We start from the raw sequence: 23430 nt of genomic DNA, 5'->3' as shown, positions 1-23430 counted from the left end.
CGCGCGCCGCTCAGGGCTCCCGGCGCAGCAGCCTCCCGGCTGGTTCACCGAACTTGCCTTCTTCGTACGTGCGTTGGCCGCGCAGCCAGGTGGAGCGGACGACGCCCCGCAGCGTGCGGCCCGCGTAGGCGGTGACGGCGTTGCGGTGGTGGAGGCGGGCGGGCTCGACGGTGAAGACGGCCTCGGGGGCGAAGACGGTGAAGTCGGCGTCCTTGCCCGGAGCGAGGGCGCCTTTCGTGGTGAGCCCCGCGAGCGCGGCGGGTGCGGCGGACATGCGGCGCACGACGTCGGCGAGCCCCGTACCGCGGTGTTCAGCGGCGGTCCAGACGGCGGGCAGGCCGAGCTGGAGCGAGGAGATGCCGCCCCAGGCGTCAGCGAAATCAGGGGTTTTGAGGTCCGCGGTGGAAGGCGAGTGGTCCGAGACGACGCAGTCGAGTGTGCCGTCGGCGAGCGCCTGCCACAGGGCGTCCTGGTTGGCGGCCTCCCTGATGGGCGGGCAGCACTTGAACTCCGTCGCACCGTCCGGGACTTCCTCGGCGGTGAGGGTGAGGAAGTGGGGGCAGGTCTCGGCGGTGACGCGCGCGCCCGCCGCTTTCGCCTCGGCGATGAGGGGCAGGACGTCGGCGCTGGAGACGTGCAGGACGTGGACGCGGGCGCCGGGGTGCCGGGCCGCCGTCTCCAACAGGAGGCGTACGGCCTCGCGTTCGGCGGCATGGGGGCGCGAGGCGAGGAAGTCGCGGTAGCGGGGCCCGGCATGCCGGGGTGCGGCGTCGAGGTGGTGCGGGTCCTCGGCGTGGACGAGGAGGAGGCCGCCGAACGTGGCGAGAGTGCCGAGCGCCGTATCGAGACCGGCGGCGTCCAGCGGCGGGAACTCGTCGACGCCGGACGGCGAGAGGAAGCACTTGAAGCCGAAGACCCCGGCCTCGTGGAGCGGGCGCAGGTGATCCGCGTTGCCGGGGATCGCGCCGCCCCAGAAGCCGACGTCGATGTGCGCGCGGGGGCCTGCCACCTCCCGCTTGCGGCGCAGGTGGTCGACCGTGGTGGTGGGCGGGAGGGAGTTGAGCGGCATGTCGACGAGCGTCGTGATGCCTCCGGCCGCCGCGGCGCGGGTCGCGCTCGGGAAGCCCTCCCAGTGGGCGCGCCCGGGATCGTTCACGTGGACGTGCGTGTCGACGAGGCCCGGCAGGAGGGCGTCGTCACCGAGGTCGAGGACGCGGCAGCCCTCGGGCGCCGCGCTGTCGTACGGGAGCACCGCGCTGATCACCTGGCCCGTGACGGCGACGGCGGCGGGGCGCGGCGGGCCCTCGGGGAGCACGGTGCGGGTGGAGCGGAGGAGGAGGTCGGGTGCGGCACCGGGGCCGGGCGCGGGCCGGCGACGTGGGGCGGCACGGTCGTCGGCGGGGTCGGGGGTGGGGCGCGGTGCGGGTGGCGGTGCGGGTCGCGGTGCGGGTGGCGGTGCGGCGGTCATGGCGGGCCCCCTGGCTCAACACCTGCTGAATCGTTCAACGTTCTGTTGAATCCTTGCCGCGAGTCTCTGCCGCCCCAGGGACCCCGTCAAGGGCACGGGGCGGCGGGGCGCGTCCTGCCTCTTTTCGGTAACCGGAAATAAATTTTCGCGTAACAGCGACCTCCGTGGGGCCCGGCGGGTCCCGACCGGTAGGCTGCTGATTCGCCCGTCCGCTCCCCGAAAGGACCGCGCCGTGCCGACGCCGAGCACCAGCGATGCCGCCGCTCCCCCGAAGTCCGCGGCCGCCGGGGGCGTGCAGTCCCTGGAGCGCGCCTTCGACCTCCTGGAGCGGATGGCGGACGCGGGCGGCGAGGTCGGTCTCAGCGAACTCGCCACGAGCAGCGGCCTCCCGCTTCCCACCATCCACCGCCTCATGCGCACGCTCGTCGCGACCGGTTACGTGCGCCAGCAGGAGAACCGCAGGTACGCCCTCGGTCCGCGCCTGATCCGGCTCGGCGAGTCCGCCTCACGACTCCTCGGCACGTGGGCGCGCCCGTATCTCGCCCGTCTCGTCGACGAGACGGGCGAGACGGCGAACATGGCGCTGCTCGACGGCGACGAGGTGGTGTACGTGGCGCAGGTGCCTTCGAAGCACTCGATGCGCATGTTCACCGAGGTCGGCCGCCGGGTCCTTCCGCACTCCACGGGCGTGGGCAAGGCCCTCCTCGCGGACAGCACCCCCGGCGAGGTGCGCGCGCTGCTCGCCCGCACCGGCATGCCCGCGGCGACGGAGCGCACCCTCACGACGCCCGAGTCCTTCCTCGCCGCGCTCGACGAGGTCCGGGCGCGCGGTTACGCGGTCGACGACAACGAGCAGGAGATCGGCGTGCGCTGCCTCGCCGTGTCCGTCCCGCACTCCCCCACGACCGCGGCGCTCTCGGTCTCGGGCCCCGCGGGCCGCCTCACCGACGAGGCGATGGAACGCCACGTGCCCGTACTGCGGCAGGTCGCGGCGGAGCTGTCCGAGGCGCTCGCACGCCGCGCCGAGCAGGCGTAGTCAGGCGCGATCAGCCGCAGCACGGCCGCCGCCTGACGTGGCGTCCCCTGGCATGGCCCCCCCGACACGGGTCCCCTGACGCGGCGCCGCTGACCTGGCGCCGCTGACCTGGGGCCCCCGACCTGGCGCCCCCCGACGCTGCGCCCCTGACCCGGCGTCCCCGGCGGCACGCCTCCGGCGCGGCGCCTTCGGCCGTACACCCACCACTCTGTACCTACTGGTATGTACACTCTGCCCATGAGCGCTGCGGAACGCCTGATCGAGAGCACACGCGAACTGCTGTGGGAACGCGGCTACACCGGCACCAGCCCGAGGGCGATCCAGCAGCGGGCCGGTGCCGGGCAGGGCAGCATGTACCACCACTTCACCGGCAAGCCCGACCTGGCGCTCGCGGCGATCCGGCGCACCGCGGAGGAGATGCGCGCCAAGGCCGAGGAGCAGTTCTCCGCGCCGGGCACCGCGGTGGAGCGCGTCACCGCGTACCTGCGCCGGGAGCGGGACGTGCTCAAAGGCTGCCCGATCGGACGCCTCACGCAGGACCAGGAGGTCATGGCGGACCCCGGCCTGCGGGCCCCCGTCGGCGGCACACTCGACTGGCTGCGGGAACGCCTCGCCGAGCTGCTGACGGAGGGCCGCGAGCGCGGCGAGCTGGGCGCGGCGCTGGACCCGCGGACGACCGCCGCGGCGATCGTCGCGACTCTTCAGGGCGGCTACGTCCTGGCGCGCGCGGCCGGTTCGGTGGAGCCGTTCGACGAGGCGGTCACCGGAGTCCTCGGCCTCCTGGCCGCCCACTCCACCACGCGCTGAGGGCGCGACACCCCCGCCGGCCGAGGAAAGGCAGCACCCCGTGCACGCGAAGCAGTACGAGATCACCCTGCCCGCGGACTACGACATGGGCATCATCCGCCGCCGCGTCGCCGCGGGCGGCCACGTCCTGGACGACCGGGCCGGGCTGGGCCTGAAGGCGTACGTCATCAGGGAACGCGGCGTCGACGGCTCGCCGGTCAACGAGTACGCCCCGTTCTACCTGTGGAACGACACCGGCGCGATGGCCCGTTTCCTCGTCGGTGGCGGCGGATTCCAGAACATCGTGCGGGACTTCGGGCGCCCGGTCACCCGCCACTGGGCCGGTATCGCCTGCCACGCGGGCCCCGCCCGCACGGCGGTCCCGACCGCGGCCTCGCGCCGCCTCTCCCCGGTGCCCGCCGACCCGGACGCGGACGGCACGGGGCTCGGGCCGGCCGCGCTGATCGAGCGGGAGAGCGCGCGACTGCGGCGGCTCGCCGCCCGGGACGGGGTGCACACCGCCGCGCTGGCCGTCGACCCGCACCACTGGCAGCTGGCGCGGTTCGTGCTGTGGGCGGACTCCGCCGCGCCGGACGAGGACGCGACCGAGCGCTACGAGGTACTGCACCTGTCCGCTCCCGGCATCAACGACCTGCCGGAGGGCAGGAACTGGTAGCGCCGGGGGCGCGCTCGCGGCCACGAGCGCGCCCCGCACGCCTCGTACGCCCCCTCAGCGCCCGCCCGCGCCCCCGAACAGCTCCACCGCGGCCCGCAGCCGGCCGAGGGCGGGGGCGAGCGAGCTCACCGAGCCCGTGGTCGCCGCGAGGCGCAGGAGGGGGCCGCCGAGCGCGGCCGGGCTCGGGGCGGGGCCCGAGAGGAGGGCGGTCAGCGCCGCGAGTTCCTCCTCGGCGAGGTCCCTGTCGGCGAGTTCGGCGGGCAGCGCCGCCAGGGCACGACGCAGGACCGTCACGGCCGCGCGCAACTCCGCGATGCGCGGGTCCTCCTGATCCTCCCCGGGCCGCCGATCGCCCGTCAGTTCCCCGGTGATGACGACGGGCACGCCCGCCGGGTCCGTACCGGTCACAAGCGGTACTCCCTCCCCCTTCGCACGCCTTCGTGCGTCTTCCCGAATCCGTTCGCCGGCCACGGCTGGTCAGGCGCACGGCGGCGCGAACGGTGCCCAGTATTCGCCACCGCGCGCCGACACGCCAGCCGGTACGCGCCCCGGCGGCGCCCGTATCCGCGCCGCCCGTAGGGTCGCCGCACACGTGCGCCGGTGCGGACCGGCGGGAAGGAGGCCGCGGTGAAGACGGACGCGCGCGGCGGGACGGCCGGGATCGTGCTCGCGGCGGGGGGCGGGCGGCGGCTCGGAGGCAGGCCCAAGGCGCTGCTGGAGTACGGGGGTTCACCCCTCGTCGCGCGCGCGGTCGCGCTCGCGCGGGCGGGCGGCTGCGCGCGCGTGCACGTCGTGACGGGGGCCGAGGCGGAGGAGGCGCGCGCGGCCGGTGAGCGCGCCGGGGCGGCGCCGGAGGCGTGGGTGCGCAATCCCGCGTGGGCCTCGGGCATGGGCTCCTCGCTCCGGGCGGGGCTCGCCTCGCTCGCGGGGACGGGGGCCGGTGCGGCGCTCGTCCTGCTCGTGGACCAGCCGGGGATCACGCCGGAAGCGGTGGCGCGGGTACGCGCCGCGTACGAGGGTCCCGCGACGCTCGCGGCGGCGGCCTACGGCGGCGAGCGCGGGCACCCGGTGCTGCTCGGCGCCGCGCACTGGGACGGGGTCGCCGCGGGGGCGAGGGGCGACCAAGGGGCGCGGGCCTACCTGCGGGAGCACGCGGGAGCGGTCCGGCTCGTGGAGTGCGGGGACCTCTGCGCGCCGTACGACATCGACACGCCCGAGGACCTGCGGCGGCTGCGCGAGGCGCCCTGAGACGCACGCGGGACGAGGTGGCACCGAGGGACATCAGGCGGACGGACCCCAGCCATTGACTTCCGTCATGAGGAAACTACTATCCATTGAACAGCGGGGAGTGGCATTCTTTCCGCTCCGCACCGTCTCCACGCCCCACCTACCGCCGAAATTCTCTTGGCACGCAGTGCCACACTACGTGCCGACCCCGCCGCAGCCGAAGGAGTGCCCCTCATGTCCGCACCCGCTCCCGCCGTCGTCGTCGCCGACGCCCCGCACGCGAGCCGGCAGGAGGAGATCCTCACCCCGGCCGCGCTCGCCTTCCTCGCCGAGCTGCACCGTGCCTTCGCCCCGCGCCGCGCCGGGCTGCTCGCGCGCCGGGCCGAGCGCCGCGCGGAGATCGCCCGTACCGCCTCGCTGGACTTCCTGCCCGAGACGCGCGCCATCCGCGAGGACGACTCCTGGCGCGTCGCACCCGCGCCGGACGCGCTCCAGGACCGCCGCGTCGAGATCACCGGCCCCACCGACCGCAAGATGACGATCAACGCGCTCAACTCCGGCGCCAAGGTGTGGCTCGCCGACTTCGAGGACGCCTCGGCCCCCACGTGGGAGAACGTCATCGGCGGCCAGGCCCACCTCATCGACGCCTTCGAGCGGAAGATCGACTTCACGGACGCGCGCACCGGCAAGAGCTACGCGCTGCGCCCCGACGAGGAACTGGCGACCGTCGTCGTGCGCCCGCGCGGCTGGCACCTGGACGAGCGTCACCTGGAGGTGGACGGCGAAGCGGTCCCCGGCGGTCTCGTCGACTTCGGGCTCTTCTTCTTCCACAACGCCGAGCGGCTCGCCGCGCGCGGCCTGGGCCCGTTCTTCTACCTCCCGAAGACGGAGTCGCACCTCGAAGCGCGCCTGTGGAACGACGTGTTCACGCTCGCGCAGGAGAAGCTGGGCATCCCGCACGGCACGGTCCGCGCGACGGTCCTCATCGAGACGATCACCGCGGCGTACGAAATGGAGGAGATCCTCTACGAGTTGCGCGAGCACGCCGCCGGGCTCAACGCGGGCCGCTGGGACTACCTCTTCTCGATCGTGAAGAACTTCCGTGACGCCGGGCCCGCGTTCGTCCTCCCGGACCGCAACGCCGTGACGATGACGGCCCCGTTCATGCGCGCGTACACCGAACTGCTCGTCCGCACCTGCCACAAGCGCGGCGCGCACGCGATCGGCGGCATGGCCGCCTTCATCCCCTCGCGCAAGGACCCGGAGGTCAACAGGACCGCCTTCGCGAAGGTCCGCGCGGACAAGGACCGTGAGGCGGCGGACGGTTTCGACGGTTCGTGGGTCGCGCACCCCGACCTCGTCCCCGTCGCCCTGGAGTCCTTCGACGCGGTGCTGGGCGCGCGCCCGCACCAGAAGGAGCGGCTGCGCGAGGACGTGCGGGTCGCCGCCGCGGACCTCATCGCGATCGACTCGCTCGACGCGAGGCCGACGTACGACGGTGTCGTCAACGCGGTGCAGGTCGGCCTCCGCTACATCGAGGCGTGGCTGCGCGGATCGGGCGCGGTCGCGATCTTCCACCTGATGGAGGACGCGGCGACAGCGGAGATCTCCCGCTCGCAGCTGTGGCAGTGGATCAACGCGGGCGTCGAGGTCGCGCACGAGGGCGCGCCCGTCCTCGTCACGCGCGACCTCGTGCGGCGGGTCGCTGACGAGGACCTGGCCGCGCTGCGCGCCGAGCTGGGCGAGGAGACGTACGCGGCGGGCCGCTGGGACGAGGCGTACACGCTGCTCCTGGAGGTCGCGCTCGCCGACACGTACGCGGACTTCCTGACGGTCCCCGCGTACGCGCGTCTGCGCGGCTGAGCCGCAGGCGCCGCCGGGACCGCCCGCGGCCGCCGCGGGGCCCGCGCGGGCTCAGCGGCGGCCGTGCAGGTCGGGTACGTGCTGGAGCCACGCCGGGCGCCCCGCGAGAGTCCTGTCGCGACGGCGCCGGTCGGCCTCGGACAGCTCGCCCGCGCTCGGGAAGTCCGTCGGCAGCCAGCGCGCCGAGAGCGCGGCACGCTCGGCGAGGTGGCGCACGTACGCGTCCCTGACCTCGCCCGGCGTGGCGAAGCCCGCCTCGTCCTTGAGCCACGCGTCCGGTACGAGCCCGACGACCTCGCGCAGCAGCTCCTCGCCGACCTTCGGGGCCAGCTCCGCGTCGGCGGCGCGGGTGTCGGGCGCGTAGCCGCCGAGTGCGTGCGCCCGGAAGTCGTACGCCTTGCCACGCGCGTCCTCGGCGCCCGCCCAGCGGTGGTGGAAGACGAGGGCCGCGCCGTGGTCGATGAGCCACAGGCGCGGCGGCGCGATGCCGCGCGTGGGCCACACGAGCAGGTTGGTGCTGTGCACGGTGCGGTCGACGTTCGCGGTGAGCGCGTCGAGCCACACGATCCGCCCGGCCTCCAGCGGGTCGACGGGGAACTCCCCGGCGAGGAAGTCGGCCGCCCCTGACAGGTAGTCCATCCCGAGATTGACCCCACCGCTCGCGTCGAGCAGCTCCCGCACCTCCTGGTGCGGCTCCCCCGCGCCGAGCGCCGGATCGAAGTCCACCAGCACCAGCTCGGGCACCCTGAGCCCGAGCCGCCGCCCCAGCTCCCCGACGATCACCTCCGCGACGAGCGCCTTGCGCCCCTGCGCGGCACCCGTGAACTTCACGACGTACGTCCCGAGGTCGTCCGCCTCGACCACCCCGGGCACGGACCCGCCCCCGTGCAAGGGTTCGACATAGCGGGTGGCGGTGACCTTCCGCATCATTTTCCGAGGTCCCGCACCACGAGTTCCCTGTCTTCCACGGCCCGCTCCTGTGAGGCGGTCTTCCGGCTCTCCGCCCCTCCGGTACGGGGCGAGCATATCCAGCGGCGTGCGGCGGGGCGGACCGGCCGGGGTCTCGCGTCGGATGCGTCCTGCGAGGCGGACGGCACCGCTTGCGCGGGCGGCGGCGCGCGCTCAGGCTCGAAGCGCGTGCCGGTACCGGGGGACGGCCGGACAAGCGGGCCCCCGTGGTCCCGGGACAGGAGAGACGCACCATGCCCCCTTCCTCCGAAACTCCGGTCGGCGACGCCGACCACGTGGCGCTGTCGCGGCTGGTCACCGAGATCAGCCTGCGCCTGGACAACGGCCGGGCGGGCACCGTCCACGAGCTGGCCACCGACGACGTCGTCTTCAGCATCGCCGAAGACCCGGTACTCGGGCGGGACGCGCTGCGCGTCTGGGGCGAGCGGTTCGACCGGGCGAGGCCCCTGCCCGGCATCCGCCACTCGCTCTCCAACCCGCGCTTCCTCGCGGACGGGCCCGACCGGGCGAGCGGCACCGTGATGGTGACCGCGTACTACGTACCGGCGGAGGGCGCCGGGGACATCGTCGCCACGACACCCTTCGCGGTCGGCGAGGACCACGACACGTACGTGCGCACCCGTGAGGGCTGGCGGCTGGCCTCGCGCCGGTGGGAGCTGTGGTTCAGCCGCTGAGCCGTGCCCTCCCGCGGGTCTCAGGGGGCCGTGCCGGGGTCGGGCGCGATACCGGCGGTACCGTCCTCCGTCGCGCCCTCGCCGCGGCCGCTCCCGGCCGCGGCCCAGTCGGCGAGGAGCGCGAGGGCCTCGGCGGACGGCGACCGCGGTTCGACGGTGTGCGTTCCGAGGACCAGTTCGGGCTGACCGACCGGCGTGAACGCCTCGTACCCCAGCTCCACGGGACCGACGACGGGGTGGTGGTAGCGCTTGCCGCCGTGCTCGCGCAGGTACACGTCGTGCTCGGCCCACCACCGCCGGAAGTCGGGATCGCGCACGGCGAGGTCGCCGACGAGATCGGCGAGCCCGGGGTCGTGCGGGTGCCGGCCCGCGTACCGGCGCAGCTCGGCGACGATCCTGCGGGCGGTGGCGGCCCAGTCCTCGTACAGTTCGCGGGCCGCGTCCACCGTGAAGAGGTAGCGGACCATGTTGCGCCGCCCGGCCGGCAGGGTGTCGAGACCGGCGTAGAAGGCGGAGCCGAGCGCGTTGACGGCGACGAGGTCCTGCCGCGGTCCGAGGACGAGCGCGGGTACGCCGGTCATGAGGTCCAGCACGCGGCGCAGCCCGGGGCGCAGGCGCGGGACGGGCGCGGCGGCGCTCCTGGCGCGGGCTGGTCCGGCGAGGGCGAAGAGGTGGTCCCGTTCGGCCGGATCGAGGCGAAGGACCCGGGCGACCGCGTCGAGCACGGAGGCCGAGACGTTCCTGGTACGGCCGCGCTCCAGGCGCTCGTAGTACTCGGCGCTCACTCCGGCGAGCAGAGCCACCTCCTCCCGCCGCAGCCCCGGCACCCGGCGCACCCCCATAGAGGCCGGCAGGCCCGTGTCCTGCGGGCTGACGCGGGCACGGCGCGTGCGCAGGAACTCGCGCAGGTCGTTGGCGGCGGGGTCACTCATGCTCCGAGACTAGCCGCGCAGGCCCGGCGGCAGCGGGGGGTCTGCCGGTACCCCCTCTGGGCATTGCCCCGTCACAGCGCGCCGTGCCGCCCTTCCCACCGCCGTGGTGCGGTGGGAAGGAACCAGCCGGCAAGGAAGAAAGGGATGGTGGGCCTGAGATGCGACAGAACACGCTCGGCGCGTCCGGCATCGTCGTCAGCGATCTCGCGTTCGGCGCGATGAACTTCGGCTTCCCCGGTGGTCCGGACGACAAGCAGGCGGTCGTCATGGTGCACCGCGCGCTGGATGCCGGGATCAACCTGGTCGACACCGCCGACGTCTACACGAACGGGGAGTCGGAGCGCGTCGTGGGTCTCGCCCTCAAGGGGCGTCGCGACGAGGTCGTCCTCGCGACGAAGTTCGGCCTGCCCATGAGCGAGGACCCGAACCGGGCGGGGGGCTCGCCGCGCTGGATCAGGCGCGCGGTCGAGGACAGTCTGCGCCGCCTCGGCACCGATCACGTCGACCTCTATCAGATGCACCGCCCCGACTACCGGACGGGCCTGGACGAGACCCTGGGCACACTGAGCGACCTCGTCCGCGAGGGCAAGATCCGCGCCATCGGCTCCTCGACCTTCCCACCGGAGCTGATCGTCGCCGCCCAGTGGGCGGCCGAGAAGGGCGGGCACCGGCGCTTCGTCACCGAGCAGCCGCGCTATTCGCTCTTCAACCGCCGCCCCGAGGCGCATGTCTTCCCCACCCTGCGCGAGTACGGAATGGGAGCGCTCACCTACGCGCCGCTGGCGAGCGGCTGGCTCGCGGGGCGCGCCGAGCCGGGCGGTGGACCACGCGCGCGGATGGAGAAGCACGTCTTCGACCTCGACAGCCCCGCCAACCGGGCGAAGGTCCGCGCGGCGGGCGAGCTGCGCGAACTGGCCGACGGTCTCGGCGTACCCCTGACCCACCTCGCGCTCGCCTTCGTCCGCGCGCACCCGGCGGTCAGCACGGCGCTCATCGGGCCGCGCACGCCGGAGCAGCTGGACGACCTGCTCGCGGCGGCCGACGTCACACTGGACGCGGCCACCCTCGACCGTATCGACGAGATCGTGGCGCCCGGCAGCGACCTCAATCCGGCGGACAACTACGACGCCGAGATCCCGGCCATCGCGGACAAGACACTGCGCCGCCGCGCCTGACCCGGTTCTCGGGGCGAGGCGGCCGCGAAGGTCGACCGGGTGATCGCCGGCACCGTGCGGGGCTTCGCCGCGTTCGATGTCCGCCTGGACGCGTCGGCTCCGGAGCGACGGGATGCCCTGGCCGCCCTCGCGGCGGGCCGGTGGCGTCGAGCGCCCCCGCCCGGCGGGGCCGGACGCGGCCCGCGCGCGTCACACGTCGCGCGCCGACCGCCCCTCCGGCGCCGACCGTTCCTCCAGCGCCCGCAGCACCGCCACCATGTCCTCCCGGCCGAAGCCCCCGGCGTAGGTCTCGCCGTACAGGGCGTGGCACGCGTCCAGGAGGGGGGAGGCGGCTCCGGCCTCGCGGGCCGCCTCGGCGATGAGGCGGTTGTTCTTCAGGACGTCCCCGATCGTGGCCTGGGGGGCGAAGTCGCGGGCGAGGAGCTTCGGGGACTTCATGCGCGAGACGGGGCTCGCCAGCGGGCCCGCTTCCAGGATCGCGAGGAACTGGGGGAGGTCGAGTGCCTGGCGGGTGGCGAAGTGGAAGGACTCGGCCAGGCCCGTGACGGTCGCGACCAGGAAGAGGTTGACGGCGAGCTTCATGAGGAGGGCCCGCGGGGCCGCTTCGCCGCACACGAAGGTCTCTTTGCAGAGCGGAGCGAGCGACGGGCGGATACGGGCGACGTCCTCGGGCCGCCCCGCCAGCATGGCCACCAGTTCGCCCGACTCGGCGGGCACGCGGGAACCGGAGACGGGGGCTTCGACGTAGGCGCCGCCCGCGGCGCGTACGTCCGCCTCCAGGTCCCGCGCGTAGGCGGGCGCGTTCGTGCCCGTCACGACGAGCGTGCGGCCCGCGACGCGGGACGCGAACTCCCCCGTGCCGCGCGCGAGTACGGCATCCGTCGCCACCTCGTCCGCGAGCATCAGGAAGACGGTGCCGCAGCGCTCGAAGACCTCGGCGGGGCCGCTCGCGACCTCCGCCCCCTCGGCGCGCGGCGGCTCCGCGCGGGACGCGGTGCGGTTCCAGACGACGAGCGGGGTGCCGGAGCGGGCCAGGTTGAGCGCCATCGGCTGTCCCATGACGCCGAGTCCGACGAAGCCGGTCGGGACGGAGGTGCGCATGACGGGTCTCCTCAGCGGAACGGGATCATGACCGTCGTCATAGTAGAGGCGGGGCATGACGGCCGTCATGACGGGGGGCGTCGTTATGCTGGCCGCCGGTGCGAGGGAGGTGGCGAGGCATGGCGGAGCCGGTGCGCGGTCCGCGCGAGCGGATCGTGTTCAGCGCCGCGCAACTGCTGCGCAGGGGCGGCGTCGCCGGGACGGGCATGCGCGAGGCCGTGGCGCGCGCGCAGGCGCCGCGCGGCTCGCTCCAGCACTACTTCCCCGGCGGCAAGGAGCAGTTGGTCAACGAGGCGGTCGACTGGGCGGGGCGGTACGCGGCCCGGCGCGTGGACCGCTTCGTCGCCGGGCTCGACACGCCCTCGCCGAGCGGGCTCTTCGCCGCGATGGTCCGGCAGTGGATCGAGGAGTACGAGGGTGACGCGGGCTTCGCCGCGGGTTGCCCGGTCGCCGCGGCGACCGTCGACAGCGCGGACACGGTCGCGTCGACCCGTACCGCCGCCGCGCGCGCCTTCGACGGCTGGCGCGCCGCCGTCGCGGGGGCGCTGCACGCGATGGGCGTGCCCGATGCCCGCACGCACGCGCTCGCGACGCTCATGATCAGTTCGCTCGAAGGGGCGCTGCTGCTCGCGCGCGCCGCCCGCGACGTGCGGCCCCTGCACGACGTCGTACGGGAGCTGGGGCCGCTGCTCGACGCCGCGGTGCCCCGGGGCTGACCGCGTCCCATGTGCGCGGGCCACATCCCGGGGCCCGCGAGTACGGTGCGCGCCACCATGTCCGGGGGCCCCGGCGGGAACCTACGGTCTGGCCGACAGCTCACCCGCGCCGCCACCGTCGTCCGTCGCAGGTCCGTCCCCCCTGCGGGGCGCCGGCTCCGGTGGCCCCAGCGAAAGCCGGTCCCGTCATGTCCCACCACCGCGCCCCCCGCTCCAGAGCCCTCGCCGCCGCGGCCGCGCTCTCGCTCGGCCCGCTGTTCCTCGCCGCCTGCGCCTCGCCCGGCACGGGTGGCTCCGACGGGGCGAAGAGCGCGTCCGCGCCCGTGAAGGTCGGTCTCGTCTACTCCAGGACCGGGCCGCTCGCCGACTACGGCAAGCAGTACCTCCAGGGTTTCAAGGCCGGTCTCGCCTACGCGACCAAGGGCACGAACAAGGTGGGCGGCCACAAGATCGTGGTGACCGAGCGGGACGACGCGGGGGACGCGGCGAAGGCGACGGCAGCGGGCAAGGACCTCATCGGCAAGGGCTACAAGATCCTGGCGGGGACGACGGACTCGGGCATCGCGCTCCAGATGGCGCCGCTCGCCGCGCAGAACAAGGTGCTCTTCATCGACGGGCCCGCGGCGACCGACGCCGTGACCGGCATCAACGCATACACCTTCCGCTCGGGCCGCCAGTCCTACCAGGACACCCTGACGGCGGCCGCGATGCTCGGGGACGCGAAGGGCAGCAAAGTCACCGTGCTCGCCCAGGACTCGACCTTCGGGCAGGCGAACGTGGACGCCGTGCGCGCGGTGCTCGGCAAGGAGGGCGCCGAGGTCGCGAAGGTGCTCGCGCCGCCCTCGGCGACCGACCTCACGCCGTTCGCGCGGCAAGTGAAGGCTGCCAAGCCCGACCTGGTCTTCGTGGCCTGGGCCGGGGCGACCGCGCCCGCGCTGTGGACGGCGCTCGACCAGCAGGGCGTGCTCGGTTCGTCGAAGGTGACGACGGGGCTCGCGGGCACCGCCTCGTACCCGGTCTTCGGCAAGGGCGGCGACAAGATCACCTTCCTCGCGCACTACTTCGGCGGCGCCGCGGGCACCGCGGCAGAGAAGGCGATGACCGCATCGGTGAAGGAACAGGGCGGCGTGCCCGACCTGTTCACGCCCGACGGCTTCACGGCCGCGCAGATGGTGGTGCGGGCAGCCGAGGAGAGCCCCGAGGACGCGGAGGGGATGATCAAGGCCCTGGAGGGCTGGTCGTTCGAGGGCGTCAAGGGCACGACCGAGGTGCGCGCCGACGATCACGCGCTGCTTCAGCCCATGTTCCAGGCCCGGTTGGAGGGCACGGGCGCGAACGCGCGGCCGAAGCTCGTCAAGAAGCTCGCCAAGGACGAGGTCACCCCGCCGGTCCAGCCGATGAAGGGCTGACCGGCGTGAGTACGGCACAAGCACCGCGCCAGGCAGGCGCGTTGGCCCCGCCCGTCCTCGCCCTGCGGGGCGTGGGCTGGACGGTCGGCGGGGCACGCATCATCGACGATGTGTCCCTGGAGGTCGGCGAGGGCGAGTTCCTCGCCTTCATCGGCCCCAACGGGGCGGGAAAGACCTCCCTGTTCAACCTCGTGAGCGGTCTCGTGCCCGCCACATCGGGGCGGGTCCTGCTGGACGGCGAGGACCTCACGCGCGCGGCCCCGCACGCGCGGGCGCGGCGCGGGCTCGGGCGGACGTTCCAGACGTCGAGCCTGTGGCCGGCGATGACGGTCGCCGACCACGTGCGGCTCGCGGCGCAGGCCGCTTCGGGCGGCTCGTACCGCGTGTGGCGCAGGGCGGCCGCGTACCGCGAGAAGGTCAGCGACGTGCTGGAGCGCACGGGCCTCGCGCACCGTGCCGGGGCCCGCGCCTCGGCGCTCTCGCACGGCGAGAAGCGGAAGCTGGAACTCGCCGTGCTGCTCGTCGCCGAGCCCCGGCTCATGCTGCTCGACGAGCCGATGGCGGGGGTGAGCGCCGAGGAGGTCCCCGCGCTCACCGCGCTGATCCGCTCGCTCCACCGCGACGAGGGCCGCACGGTCCTCATGGTCGAGCACCACATGGACGTCCTGCTCGGCCTCGCGGACCGGCTCGCCGTCATGCACCACGGCAAGCTCCTCGCGCTCGAAGCGCCGGACGCGGTCATCGCCGACGAGACGGTGCAACAGGCTTACCTCGGGGAGGCCTTGTGAGTACCGCGACCCCCCTGCTCGCCGTACGGGGCCTGCGCGTCCTCATCGGCGGGCGGCACATCCTGCACGGCGTCGACCTCGACGTGGCCGCGTCGGGCGTCACCGCGCTGCTCGGGCGCAACGGCGCGGGCAAGACGACGACGGTACGGGGTGTGCTCGGCCTCGTACCGCGCACGGGGAGCGTCGTGTTCGCCGGCGCGGAGACCGTGGCGCTCGCGACGCACGCGCTCGTGCGGCGCGGGATCGGCTACGCGCCCGAGGACCGGGGCGTGTTCGCCTCGCTCACGGTCGCGGAGAACCTGCGGCTCGCCGAACGCGCGGGCGGCACACCCGACTACCCGCGGGTGCACGCGCTGTTCCCCGAACTCAAGCGCAGGGAGAAACAGTTGGCGGGCACGCTTTCGGGCGGTCAGCAGCAGATGCTCGCGATCGGGCGGACGCTGCTCAACGGGAACAGGCTCATCATCGCGGACGAGCCGACGAAGGGCCTCGCACCGAGGGTCGTCACCGAGGTGACGCACGTCCTGGAGCGCGCGGCCGAGGCGGTGCCGGTGCTGCTCGTCGAGCAGAACCTCGCGATGGTGCGCAGGCTCGCCACGTACTGCACGGTCCTCGCGGACGGCCGCACGGCCCACCAGGGGCCCGCGGACGCGCTGTTGGGCGATCCGGAGGCGACGCGGCGGCTGCTCGGGGTCGGCCGGGCCCGTACCCCCGAGGCCCCCGCCGGCCCCCACGAGAAGGCGGGTGCCTGATGTCCACCGTCGTCCTGCTCGTCCTGACCGGCCTCGGTCTCGGCGCGCTCTACTTCCTCGTCGCTTCCGGGCTCTCGCTCATCTTCGGGCTCATGGACGTGCTCAACTTCGCGCACGGCGCGCTGCTCTCGATCGGCGCCTACGGCACCTGGTGGGCCGCTTCCGGGAATCTCCCCGGGGCGGGACCCGGCGGCTTCGGCTTCGTACTCGCCGTCGCCTTCGGCGTCTGCGTCGGCACGTCGGCCGCCGTGCTCGTCGAACTCCTCGTCGTACGGCCGCTGTACACGCGGCCGCGCGAGCAGGTCCTTGCCACGGTGGGGATCTCGCTCGCCGTTCCCGCGCTGCTCGCGGGCGTCTGGGGCTCGGACGCGCACAAGTTCCCCGGGCCCGACGCGCTCGGCGACACCTTCGGGCTGCTCGGCGCGCGCGTGCCCGTGAACAGGCTCGTGCTCATCGCGGCCGCCGTCGTGGTGTGGGCCGCGCTGAAGCTCTTCCTCGACCGCACGCGGCACGGGCTCGTGGTACGGGCCGGGGTCGAGGACCGCGCGATGGTCACCGCGCTCGGCATCGACGTGCGCAAGGCGTTCACGCTGGTCTTCGCGATCGGCGGGGCGGCGGCCGCGCTCGGCGGGGCGCTCGGCGGGCTCTACTTCGGCTCGGTCGACCCGCGCCAGGGCACCTCACTGCTCATCTTCGCGTTCGTCGTCGTCGTGACGGGCGGCATGGGCTCGGTGAGCGGTGCCGCCGTCGCCTCGGTCGTCATCGGCCTCGTCCAGCAGTTCGCCAACTACTACACCACCGCCGGGCTCGGCGACCTCGCCGTCGTCGTCCTGCTCGCCGCGCTCCTGCTGCTGCGCCCGCGCGGACTGACCGGGAGGCTCGCGTGAGCACCATCACCGGGACACACACCGCACTCGCCCCCACGCCGGACCCGTCAGGGCCGGGCTCCGGGGCGCGGGGGCCCGCGCGGCGCCTGCTGCGCCGGTGGCCCGCCGCCGCGCTCCTCGTCCTCTTCGTACTGCCGTACGGCACGGTCGAGATCCCCGGGCTGCTCGACGGCCCTGTCGGCAGCGCGGGCAGCCTCCAGCTCCTCGCCCTGTGCCTCCTGTTCGGCGGGCTCGCGACCGGGTACGACCTGCTGCTCGGGCGCACCGGGCTGCTCTCCTTCGGGCACGCGCTGTACTTCGCGGCGGGCAGCTACGCGACCAACACCTTCCTGCGTGAGGCCGGGCTGTCGTTCTGGCTCGCCGCGGTGCTCGGGCTCGTCCTCGGGGTCGCCGTCGCGCTGCTCCTCGGCTCGGTGAGCCTGCGCGTGACGGGCATCGGCTTCTCGATGGTGACGCTCGCCTTCGCACAGGCGGCCTCGCTGCTCGTCGCACGGGACCCGGGCGGCTTCACGGGCGGCGAGGAGGGCATCTCCGCCCCCGGGGACGCGCTCCCCGGCTCCCTCGTCGGGATCGGCAACACCGCCAACCTGTACTGGATCGCGCTCGCGTTCCTGGTCCTGTGCCTGGCCGTCGTGCACTGGACGACCCACTCCCCCACGGGCCGCGTGTGGGAGGGCATCAAGGAGAACGAGCGGCGCGTCGAGGTGCTCGGCCTGCGCCCGTACGGATTCAAGCTCGTCGCCTTCGTCGTCGCCGGAACGCTCGCCGCGCTCGGCGGCATCGTGCACCTCCTCCTCACGGGTGGTTCGACCCCGGCCACGACGACGTCGGAGTTCACGCTCTCGCTCCTGGTGATGGTCGTGCTCGGCGGCTCGGGCACCCGCTGGGGTCCGATGCTCGGGGGCATCCTCTACACGTGGGCGGACCACCGGCTGGGCGACCTCGCGAACTCCGCCGCTGTCGCCGGTCTCCCCTCGGTGCTGCGGGTCCCGCTGAGCCAGCCGCTCTTCCTCCTCGGCGTACTCTTCGTGATCGTCGTCAACGTGCTTCCCGGTGGGCTCGCCGCCCTCCCGGGACGCGTCCGCGCGGCACGCTCCCGTACCCGCACCACCGACAGCACGGCCCCCACCGAAAGGCGAGACGCGTGAGCACGACCGGCCTCGGCACCACTCCCCTGCCCTTCGACGAGGTGCGGGTCCCGGTCAGCGGCGGCGACCTGGCCGTGCTGCGCTGGCCCGCGCGCGAGCCGGACGCGCCCACCGTGCTGGCCCTGCACGGGATCACCGCGAACGGCCTGTCGTGGGGCGCGGTCGCGCGCCAACTCGCGGGGCGCGCCACGCTCCTGGCGCCCGACCTGCGCGGCCGCGCGGGCAGCGCGGACCTGCCGGGGCCGTGGGGCATCGCTGCGCACGCGGACGACGCTGCCGCGCTCGTGGCGGCGCTCGGCCTCGAACGGCCCGTGCTCGCCGGGCACTCGATGGGCGCGTTCGTCGCCGCGCTCGCCGCCGTGCGCCACCCGGATTCCTTCGGGCGGCTGCTCCTCGTCGACGGCGGTGTGGGCTTTCCCGCCCCGACGCATCTCTCGCCCGACGAGCTGATGACCGCCGTCATCGGGCCCGCGATGGACCGGCTGTCGATGGCCTTCCCCGACCGGGCCGCCTACCGGGACTTCTGGCAGGTGCACCCGGCGTTCGCGGACCAGTGGTCGGCGGAGGTCGACGCGTACATCCAGCGTGATCTCACAGGTCGCGAACCGGAGCTGCGGTCCTCGTGCCGCCTGGAGGCGGTCCGCACCGACGGCGTCGGCCTCTTCGACCGGGACGTGCTCGCCGCGGTGCGCGAACTGCCCTCTCCCGCCACGCTGTTGTGGGCGGAGCGCGGCCTCATGGACGAGCCGCAGGGCCTGTACGACGAACGACGCCTCGCGGCAGCGGCGCTCACCGACACGCGGGTCACGCCCGAACCGGCCCCCGGCACGAACCACTACACCCTGCTGACGGGCGAGCGGGGCGCGGCGAGGGTGGCGGAGCTGCTGCTCCAAGCGGCGGCGCGGGGCTGAGCGAAGGCACCGGCGGTACGAGGGACGAAGGCACCGGCGGTACGAGGGACGAAGGCACCGGCGGTACGAGGGACGAAGGCACCGGCGGTACGAGGGCGGGGCGCCGCGCCCGCGCGGGGGCGGCGCCCCGTCCCCGTACCGCCGGTCGCCACGGAGCGGCAGCGGGACGCCCGCTCAGCCCTCCCGCAACCGCACGAGCATCAGCGCGAGTTGCAGTTCGAGGGCGTGCTCGGGCGTGTTCCAGTCCGGGCCGAGGAGCGCTTCCACCCGTTCGAGGCGCTGGACGACCGTGTTGACGTGGACGTGCAGGGTCTCCTTGGCGCGGACGAGGCTGCCGCCCGCGCCGAAGTAGGCGCGCAGGGTGCGGACGAGTTCGGTGGCACGCTGGGCGTCGTAGGCGAGGAGCGGCCCGAGCGTCTTGTCGACGAAGCCGTCGAGGTCCTTGTCATCGCCCAGCAGGAGCCCGAGGAAGCCGAGTTCCGCGGCCGATGCGCCTTCTCCCGCGCGGCCGAGCACGTGCAGGGCGCGTAGGCAGCGCACGGCTTCGGCGTGCGCGGTGGCCAGGCGCGCGGGGCCCGCGACGGGTCCCGCGGCCGCGACGGTGACGGGGGCCCCGGCGAGGTGCCCGAGCTGGGTCGCCGCGGCGCGGGCCGCCTCACCGGGCGGGCGGTCCGTGTCGGCGGGGACGAGGAGGACGACGGCGCCCGCGTGCTCGGCGCTCGCGCTGCCCTGCGGGGAGCCGAAGAGGTGGCGCACGGCGGCGGAGCCGAGCCGGTCGCGGGCCTCGGGGACGGTGTCGGCGACGAGGACGAGGTGGGGGCGTTCGAGGTCGATGCCGAGGCGGTGCCCGCGCTCCGTGAGGAGCCCGGGGTTGCGGCCCGCGTCGGTGAGGAGGTCGTTGACGAGTTCGCCGCGCACCCGGTTCTCGGTCTCCGCGACGGTGCGGCGCAGGAGCATGAGCAGCCCGGTGACGACCCCGGCGCGCTCGAAGAGGCGCCGGTCGGCGTCCTCCAGGGGCGCGCGGCGGTGCAGGACCATGATGGCGAGGAGTTCCTGCCCGGCGAGCACCGCGCAGATCCAGCGCCCGCCGCGCGACACGGCACGTGCCGCCGTACGGGACTCCTCGGCGGCGGCGACGAGCCAGCGCGCGTCCATCGAGTCGGCGGCGACGGGACCGCCGTCGTGGCGCACGGCGGCGAGCGGGCGGCCGCCCGGGTCATGGATGCTGAGGGTGCCGTCGAGCAGCCCGGCGACCGCGGCGGCCACGTCGCGCACCTGGCCGCCGCGCAGGACGAGGTCGGTGAGCCGGTCGTGCGCCTCCTCGGCGCGCTGCACGGCGGCGGCGTGGGCGCGGACGACCTCGTTGGCGCGGCCGAGTTCGGCGAGGGCGGCGCGCGTGTCGTCGAGAGCGCGGGCGGTGTCGATGGCGATCGCCGCGTGGGCGGCGAGCGAGGAGAGGAGCGCGACCTCCTCGGGCGCGAAGGCGCGCGGGGTGCGGTCGGCGGCGAAGAGGACGCCGATGACCTTGCGGTCGCCGCCGTGCACGGAACCGAGCAGGAGCGGGACGCCGAGGATCGCGACGAGGCCCTCGTCGAAGACACCGGCGTTGATGTCGCGGGTGTGCCGGAAGCGCTCGTCGGTGCGGTAGTCGGGCGAGGCGTAGGGGCGCGCGGTCTGGGCGACGAGCCCGCCGAGCCCTTCGCCGAGGTCGAGCCGGAGATGCTGGAAGACCTGCGAGACGGAGCCGTCCGTGACGCGCATGTAGGTGTCGCCCGCCTCCTCGTCGGGGAGCGTGAGGTAGGCGGTGTCGGTGCCGAGCAGGCGGCGGGCGCGGCGCACGATCGCCTTGAGCACGGCGTCGAGGTCGCGGGTCGCCGCGAGATCGGTCGCGGTGTCGAAGAGCGCGGTGAGTTCGCGTTCGCGGCGGCGGTGGGTACGGAGCAGGGCGCGGACGCGCAGCGCGGCGGCGACGGCCCGGCCGGTCTCTGCGACGTCGGCCTCGGGGGCCCCGGCGGCCCGTACCCGTTCCTCGACGTCCGTGAACTCTTCCTCGGCCGCGTCCCCGGCGAGGAGTTCGAGGAGGTGGCGGAGGTGCGGGGCGGCGGAGGCGGCTGCGTCTGGTGGCGTGGTCATGTCCGTGTCTCGCGTCCGTTCTCGCTGCGCCCCCGGCGCGCCGCCGCGGGCTCACCCGGGCGGTGCCGGGGGCTCACCCTGCCAGCGTCCGGCGCGGCGGTCACCCCACTGAGCAGGGATCTTTACGAGTCCGTGACCGCCGCCCCGCTCCGGCCTCACGTCGCCGTCCAGCCCCCGTCCATCGGCAGCGATGTGCCCGTGACGGAGGCCGCGTGCGGGCCGCACAGCCACAGCACCGCCGCGGCGACCTCCTCGGGCTCGACGAGCCGCTTGATCGCGCTGTGTTCGAGGAGGACCTTGTCGAGCACCTCGTCCTCGGGGACGCCGTGCCGCCGGGCCTGTTCGGCGAGCTGGCCCTCGACGAGGGGGGTGCGGACGTAGCCGGGGCAGACGCAGTTGCTCGTGACACCGTGCGGGGCGCCCTCCAGAGCGACGACCTTGCTCAGCCCCTCCAGGCCGTGCTTCGCGGCGACGTACGCGGACTTGTAGAGGCTCGCGCGCAGCCCGTGCACGGAGGAGATGTTGACGACCCGGCCCCAGCCCCGCGCGTACATCCCCGGCAGCGTGCGGCGCAGGATACGGAAGGGGGCCTCCAGCATGACGCGCTGGAGCAGGGCGAAGCGCTCGGCGGGGAACTCGTGGACGGGGGCGACGTGCTGGAGTCCCGCGTTGTTGACGACGATGTCGGCGTGGTCGGGGAGCGCGTCCACCTGCCCGGGGTCGGAGAGGTCGGCGACGATCGCGGTGCCCCCGGTCTCGGCCGCGACCCGCTCGGCCCCTTCCGCGACGACGTCCACGACGAGTACCCGGGCCCCGGCCTGCGCGAGGGCCAGCGCGCAGGCCCGCCCGATCCCGCTCGCCGCGCCCGTGACGAGCGCGGTCCTGCCGTCGACGCGAGCGCTCTGCGGCCGCGGGTCCGCGCCCGCACGGGGGCCCGCGACGGGGCCCGGAGTGGTCTTCATGGCCGTCACCGTAGGAAGCGCGCGAAGGGGCGGACATGTGGGCGGTCCACACAATCCCCGGGGACGGGGTGGTGGAGTGATCCATGCGGGGGTGCGGGGGGGCGGGCTGGGTCGGGGGGCGTCGCGAACCGTACGGGGCAAGGGGGCGGGCCCACACCTTCGGGCGGCGGGTGTGGCCCGGCCCGCCATAGAGGGGTGCCGCGCGCGGTCCTAGCCTCGCGCAGCGAAGGGCGGAGCCACCGGCCCCGCACCCGCACCCGCACGCCTCGGAGGTACCCCACCGTGCGCCCACCCCTGCTCGGACGGCTCGGCCGTCTCCTCCTCTCCGCGCTGCTCGCCGCGACCGCGACGACCTTCGCGCTCACCCCCTCGGCCTCGGCCGCGAGCGGCCTCACGCAGGTCACCGGTTTCGGGGCGAACCCCGGCAACCTCGCGATGTACGCCTACGTCCCCGACGGGCTGCCGCGACAGGCACCCGTCGTCGTCGCACTGCACGGCTGCGGGCAGTCGGCGAACGACTACTACGCCAACTCGGGCTGGACGACGATGGCGGACCGCTACCACTTCGCCGTCGTCTTCCCGCAGACGAGTGCGGCGAACAACCTGCTGTCCTGCTTCACGTGGTTCGACCCCGCCGACACCACGCGCGGCAAGGGCGAGGTCGCCTCGATCGTGCAGATGGTCGACAAGGCGGAGCAGTTGTACGGCTCCGACGCCTCACGCGTGTACGTGACGGGCCTGTCGGCGGGCGGCGGCATGACGGCGAACCTGCTCGCCGCCTACCCGGACGTCTTCGCGGGCGGCGCGGTCGACTCGGGGCTCCCCGCGCAGTGCGCCACGAGCCAGGTGGACGCGTCGAGTTGCCAGTACGGGAGCCTGAACCTGACGCCCGCGCAGTGGGGCGACAAGGTGCGCGCGCAGTACCCGGGTTACGCGGGCCCGTGGCCACGTGTCGCGATCTGGCAGGGCACATCGGACTACACGGTGCGGCCGGTCAACGCGACGGAACTGCGGGACCAGTGGACGCACGTGTGGGGCCTGTCGCAGACCCCGTCGTCGACCACCACGCTCCCCGGCAGCACCACGCTGACCAGCTACGACGACGCGAACGGCGAGCCGGCCGTGCAGCTGTACGAGATCGCGGGCATGGGGCACGGCCTCGCGGTGGACCCCGGAACGGGCGAGGAGCAGTGCGGCAGGAGCGCCGCGTACTTCCTCGACACGATCTGCTCCAGCTACCACACGGCACGGTTCTGGGGCCTGGACGGCTCCGGCGGCGGGGGCACCGACCCCGGCGAGGGCGAGGGGCTGCCCGCCCCTGCGGACCTGAAGGCCGGTACGCCGACGGAGACTTCGGTCCCGCTGAGCTGGTCCGCCGTCGCGGGCGCCGCCTCGTACCGCGTCTACAGGGACGGTACGCGGGTGGGCACGCCGAGCGGGACGAGCTTCACGGACACGGCCCTGGCGGCGGGGACTTCGTACACCTGGTCGGTCGCCGCTGTCGACAACGCCGGTGCGGAGGGCGCGCGTTCGGCCCCCGTGACCGCGAGCACGACGGGCGGCGGCACCCCGGCCACGTGTGTCACGGCGAACAACTACGCCCACGTGGCGGCGGGCCGCGCCCACGTGAGCGGTGGCTACGCCTACACGAACGGCAGCGACCAGAACATGGGCCTGTACAACGTCTTCGTCACGCACACGCTGCGCCGGACGGGCCCGGACGCGTGGGAGCTGGCGGACGGGGGCTGCTGACGCGGCACGTCGAGCGGGGCGCCGGGACCCACGCGTCTCCGGCGCCCCGGCCGCCCGGCCTCCTG

Annotated in this window: 22 protein-coding genes; 15 read left to right on the top strand and 7 right to left on the bottom strand. The window is 74.5% G+C overall.

All coding sequences use genetic code 11. The features are described from left to right. Nucleotides 1–10: 10 nt before the first annotated feature. The gene (gene allB / locus ACQYWQ_RS25905) at nucleotides 11–1468 is read right to left on the bottom strand and encodes an allantoinase AllB (protein WP_431037912.1); all 1458 of its coding nucleotides are present in this window, start codon (nucleotides 1466–1468) and stop codon (nucleotides 11–13) included. 232 nt (nucleotides 1469–1700) lie between these two features. On the opposite strand from allB, the gene ACQYWQ_RS25900 reads away from it, so the two are divergent. From ACQYWQ_RS25900 to ACQYWQ_RS25890, 3 genes are all read left to right on the top strand, one after another. Then, complete coding sequence (locus tag ACQYWQ_RS25900) at nucleotides 1701–2504, top strand: IclR family transcriptional regulator (protein WP_431037911.1); 804 nt, start codon at nucleotides 1701–1703, stop codon at nucleotides 2502–2504. Nucleotides 2505–2741: 237 nt separating this feature from the next. Further along, nucleotides 2742–3311, top strand: a complete 570-nt coding sequence (locus tag ACQYWQ_RS25895) for a TetR/AcrR family transcriptional regulator (protein WP_431037909.1) — start codon at nucleotides 2742–2744, stop codon at nucleotides 3309–3311. Between the two features lie 40 nt (nucleotides 3312–3351). Continuing rightward, complete coding sequence (locus ACQYWQ_RS25890; RefSeq protein WP_431037907.1) at nucleotides 3352–3966, top strand: DUF4865 family protein; 615 nt, start codon at nucleotides 3352–3354, stop codon at nucleotides 3964–3966. A gap of 54 nt (nucleotides 3967–4020) precedes the next feature. On the opposite strand, the gene ACQYWQ_RS25885 is transcribed toward ACQYWQ_RS25890, so the two are convergent. Next, on the bottom strand, nucleotides 4021–4374 hold the full coding sequence (locus tag ACQYWQ_RS25885; RefSeq protein ID WP_431037905.1) for a DUF5955 family protein: 354 nt from the start codon (nucleotides 4372–4374) through the stop codon (nucleotides 4021–4023). 219 nt (nucleotides 4375–4593) lie between these two features. Here ACQYWQ_RS25885 and ACQYWQ_RS25880 point away from each other — a divergent pair, with 219 nt between their 5' ends. Together ACQYWQ_RS25880 and aceB are read left to right on the top strand one after the other, a co-directional pair. Beyond that, nucleotides 4594–5214: a nucleotidyltransferase family protein gene (locus ACQYWQ_RS25880; protein ID WP_431037903.1), complete on the top strand. Its 621-nt coding sequence runs from the start codon at nucleotides 4594–4596 to the stop codon at nucleotides 5212–5214. A 213-nt stretch (nucleotides 5215–5427) separates the two neighbouring features. Continuing rightward, nucleotides 5428–7056, top strand: coding sequence for a malate synthase A (aceB, locus tag ACQYWQ_RS25875; protein ID WP_431037901.1), 1629 nt, complete (start codon nucleotides 5428–5430; stop codon nucleotides 7054–7056). A 51-nt stretch (nucleotides 7057–7107) separates the two neighbouring features. Here aceB and ACQYWQ_RS25870 read toward each other — a convergent pair whose 3' ends face one another. Beyond that, complete coding sequence (locus tag ACQYWQ_RS25870) at nucleotides 7108–7986, bottom strand: HipA family kinase (RefSeq protein ID WP_431037899.1); 879 nt, start codon at nucleotides 7984–7986, stop codon at nucleotides 7108–7110. Between the two features lie 272 nt (nucleotides 7987–8258). Between ACQYWQ_RS25870 and ACQYWQ_RS25865 the strand changes: the two genes are divergently transcribed. Further along, nucleotides 8259–8699, top strand: a complete 441-nt coding sequence (locus tag ACQYWQ_RS25865; RefSeq protein ID WP_431037898.1) for a nuclear transport factor 2 family protein — start codon at nucleotides 8259–8261, stop codon at nucleotides 8697–8699. A 20-nt stretch (nucleotides 8700–8719) separates the two neighbouring features. On the opposite strand, the gene ACQYWQ_RS25860 is transcribed toward ACQYWQ_RS25865, so the two are convergent. Further along, nucleotides 8720–9631, bottom strand: coding sequence for a helix-turn-helix domain-containing protein (locus ACQYWQ_RS25860; protein ID WP_431037897.1), 912 nt, complete (start codon nucleotides 9629–9631; stop codon nucleotides 8720–8722). A 158-nt stretch (nucleotides 9632–9789) separates the two neighbouring features. Between ACQYWQ_RS25860 and ACQYWQ_RS25855 the strand changes: the two genes are divergently transcribed. After that, complete coding sequence (locus ACQYWQ_RS25855) at nucleotides 9790–10806, top strand: aldo/keto reductase (RefSeq protein WP_431037895.1); 1017 nt, start codon at nucleotides 9790–9792, stop codon at nucleotides 10804–10806. Nucleotides 10807–10995: 189 nt separating this feature from the next. Here ACQYWQ_RS25855 and ACQYWQ_RS25850 read toward each other — a convergent pair whose 3' ends face one another. Next, complete coding sequence (locus ACQYWQ_RS25850; protein WP_431037893.1) at nucleotides 10996–11907, bottom strand: NAD(P)-dependent oxidoreductase; 912 nt, start codon at nucleotides 11905–11907, stop codon at nucleotides 10996–10998. Nucleotides 11908–12026: 119 nt separating this feature from the next. Between ACQYWQ_RS25850 and ACQYWQ_RS25845 the strand changes: the two genes are divergently transcribed. The 7 genes from ACQYWQ_RS25845 to ACQYWQ_RS25815 all read left to right on the top strand — a co-directional run bounded on the left by ACQYWQ_RS25845 (nucleotide 12027) and on the right by ACQYWQ_RS25815 (nucleotide 18518). Further along, nucleotides 12027–12623 (top strand): TetR/AcrR family transcriptional regulator, encoded by a 597-nt coding sequence (locus ACQYWQ_RS25845; RefSeq protein ID WP_431037891.1) that lies wholly within the window; start codon nucleotides 12027–12029, stop codon nucleotides 12621–12623. Between the two features lie 188 nt (nucleotides 12624–12811). Further along, nucleotides 12812–14032 (top strand): substrate-binding domain-containing protein, encoded by a 1221-nt coding sequence (locus tag ACQYWQ_RS25840; protein ID WP_431037890.1) that lies wholly within the window; start codon nucleotides 12812–12814, stop codon nucleotides 14030–14032. Between the two features lie 5 nt (nucleotides 14033–14037). Next, the gene (locus ACQYWQ_RS25835; protein WP_431037888.1) at nucleotides 14038–14820 is read left to right on the top strand and encodes an ABC transporter ATP-binding protein; all 783 of its coding nucleotides are present in this window, start codon (nucleotides 14038–14040) and stop codon (nucleotides 14818–14820) included. Beyond that, nucleotides 14817–15572 carry an ABC transporter ATP-binding protein gene (locus ACQYWQ_RS25830; RefSeq protein WP_431037886.1) on the top strand — a complete coding sequence of 252 codons (756 nt, stop codon included), beginning with the start codon at nucleotides 14817–14819 and terminating at the stop codon, nucleotides 15570–15572. Before ACQYWQ_RS25835 ends, ACQYWQ_RS25830 begins: the two co-directional genes overlap by 4 nt. Continuing rightward, nucleotides 15572–16459 (top strand): branched-chain amino acid ABC transporter permease, encoded by an 888-nt coding sequence (locus tag ACQYWQ_RS25825; RefSeq protein WP_431037884.1) that lies wholly within the window; start codon nucleotides 15572–15574, stop codon nucleotides 16457–16459. Before ACQYWQ_RS25830 ends, ACQYWQ_RS25825 begins: the two co-directional genes overlap by 1 nt. After that, nucleotides 16456–17607, top strand: a complete 1152-nt coding sequence (locus ACQYWQ_RS25820) for a branched-chain amino acid ABC transporter permease (protein WP_431037883.1) — start codon at nucleotides 16456–16458, stop codon at nucleotides 17605–17607. The genes ACQYWQ_RS25825 and ACQYWQ_RS25820 overlap by 4 nt, the downstream gene beginning before the upstream one ends. Next, nucleotides 17604–18518 carry an alpha/beta hydrolase gene (locus ACQYWQ_RS25815; protein ID WP_431037881.1) on the top strand — a complete coding sequence of 305 codons (915 nt, stop codon included), beginning with the start codon at nucleotides 17604–17606 and terminating at the stop codon, nucleotides 18516–18518. The genes ACQYWQ_RS25820 and ACQYWQ_RS25815 overlap by 4 nt, the downstream gene beginning before the upstream one ends. A 174-nt stretch (nucleotides 18519–18692) precedes the next feature. Here ACQYWQ_RS25815 and ACQYWQ_RS25810 read toward each other — a convergent pair whose 3' ends face one another. Both ACQYWQ_RS25810 and ACQYWQ_RS25805 read right to left on the bottom strand, forming a co-directional pair. Then, nucleotides 18693–20651 (bottom strand): helix-turn-helix domain-containing protein, encoded by a 1959-nt coding sequence (locus ACQYWQ_RS25810; protein WP_431037879.1) that lies wholly within the window; start codon nucleotides 20649–20651, stop codon nucleotides 18693–18695. Nucleotides 20652–20806: 155 nt separating this feature from the next. After that, nucleotides 20807–21613 carry a 3-hydroxybutyrate dehydrogenase gene (locus ACQYWQ_RS25805; RefSeq protein ID WP_431037878.1) on the bottom strand — a complete coding sequence of 269 codons (807 nt, stop codon included), beginning with the start codon at nucleotides 21611–21613 and terminating at the stop codon, nucleotides 20807–20809. A gap of 282 nt (nucleotides 21614–21895) precedes the next feature. On the opposite strand from ACQYWQ_RS25805, the gene ACQYWQ_RS25800 reads away from it, so the two are divergent. Beyond that, a complete protein-coding gene (locus ACQYWQ_RS25800) occupies nucleotides 21896–23365 on the top strand; it encodes an extracellular catalytic domain type 1 short-chain-length polyhydroxyalkanoate depolymerase (RefSeq protein WP_431037876.1) in 1470 nt (489 codons plus the stop codon). Nucleotides 23366–23430 lie beyond the last annotated feature (65 nt).

Source organism: Streptomyces sp. P6-2-1, from assembly GCF_050613165.1.
Classification (GTDB): domain Bacteria; phylum Actinomycetota; class Actinomycetes; order Streptomycetales; family Streptomycetaceae; genus Streptomyces.
The sequence above is the reverse complement of the archived record's forward strand: the minus strand, read 5'-3'. Positions and strand labels throughout refer to the sequence as shown.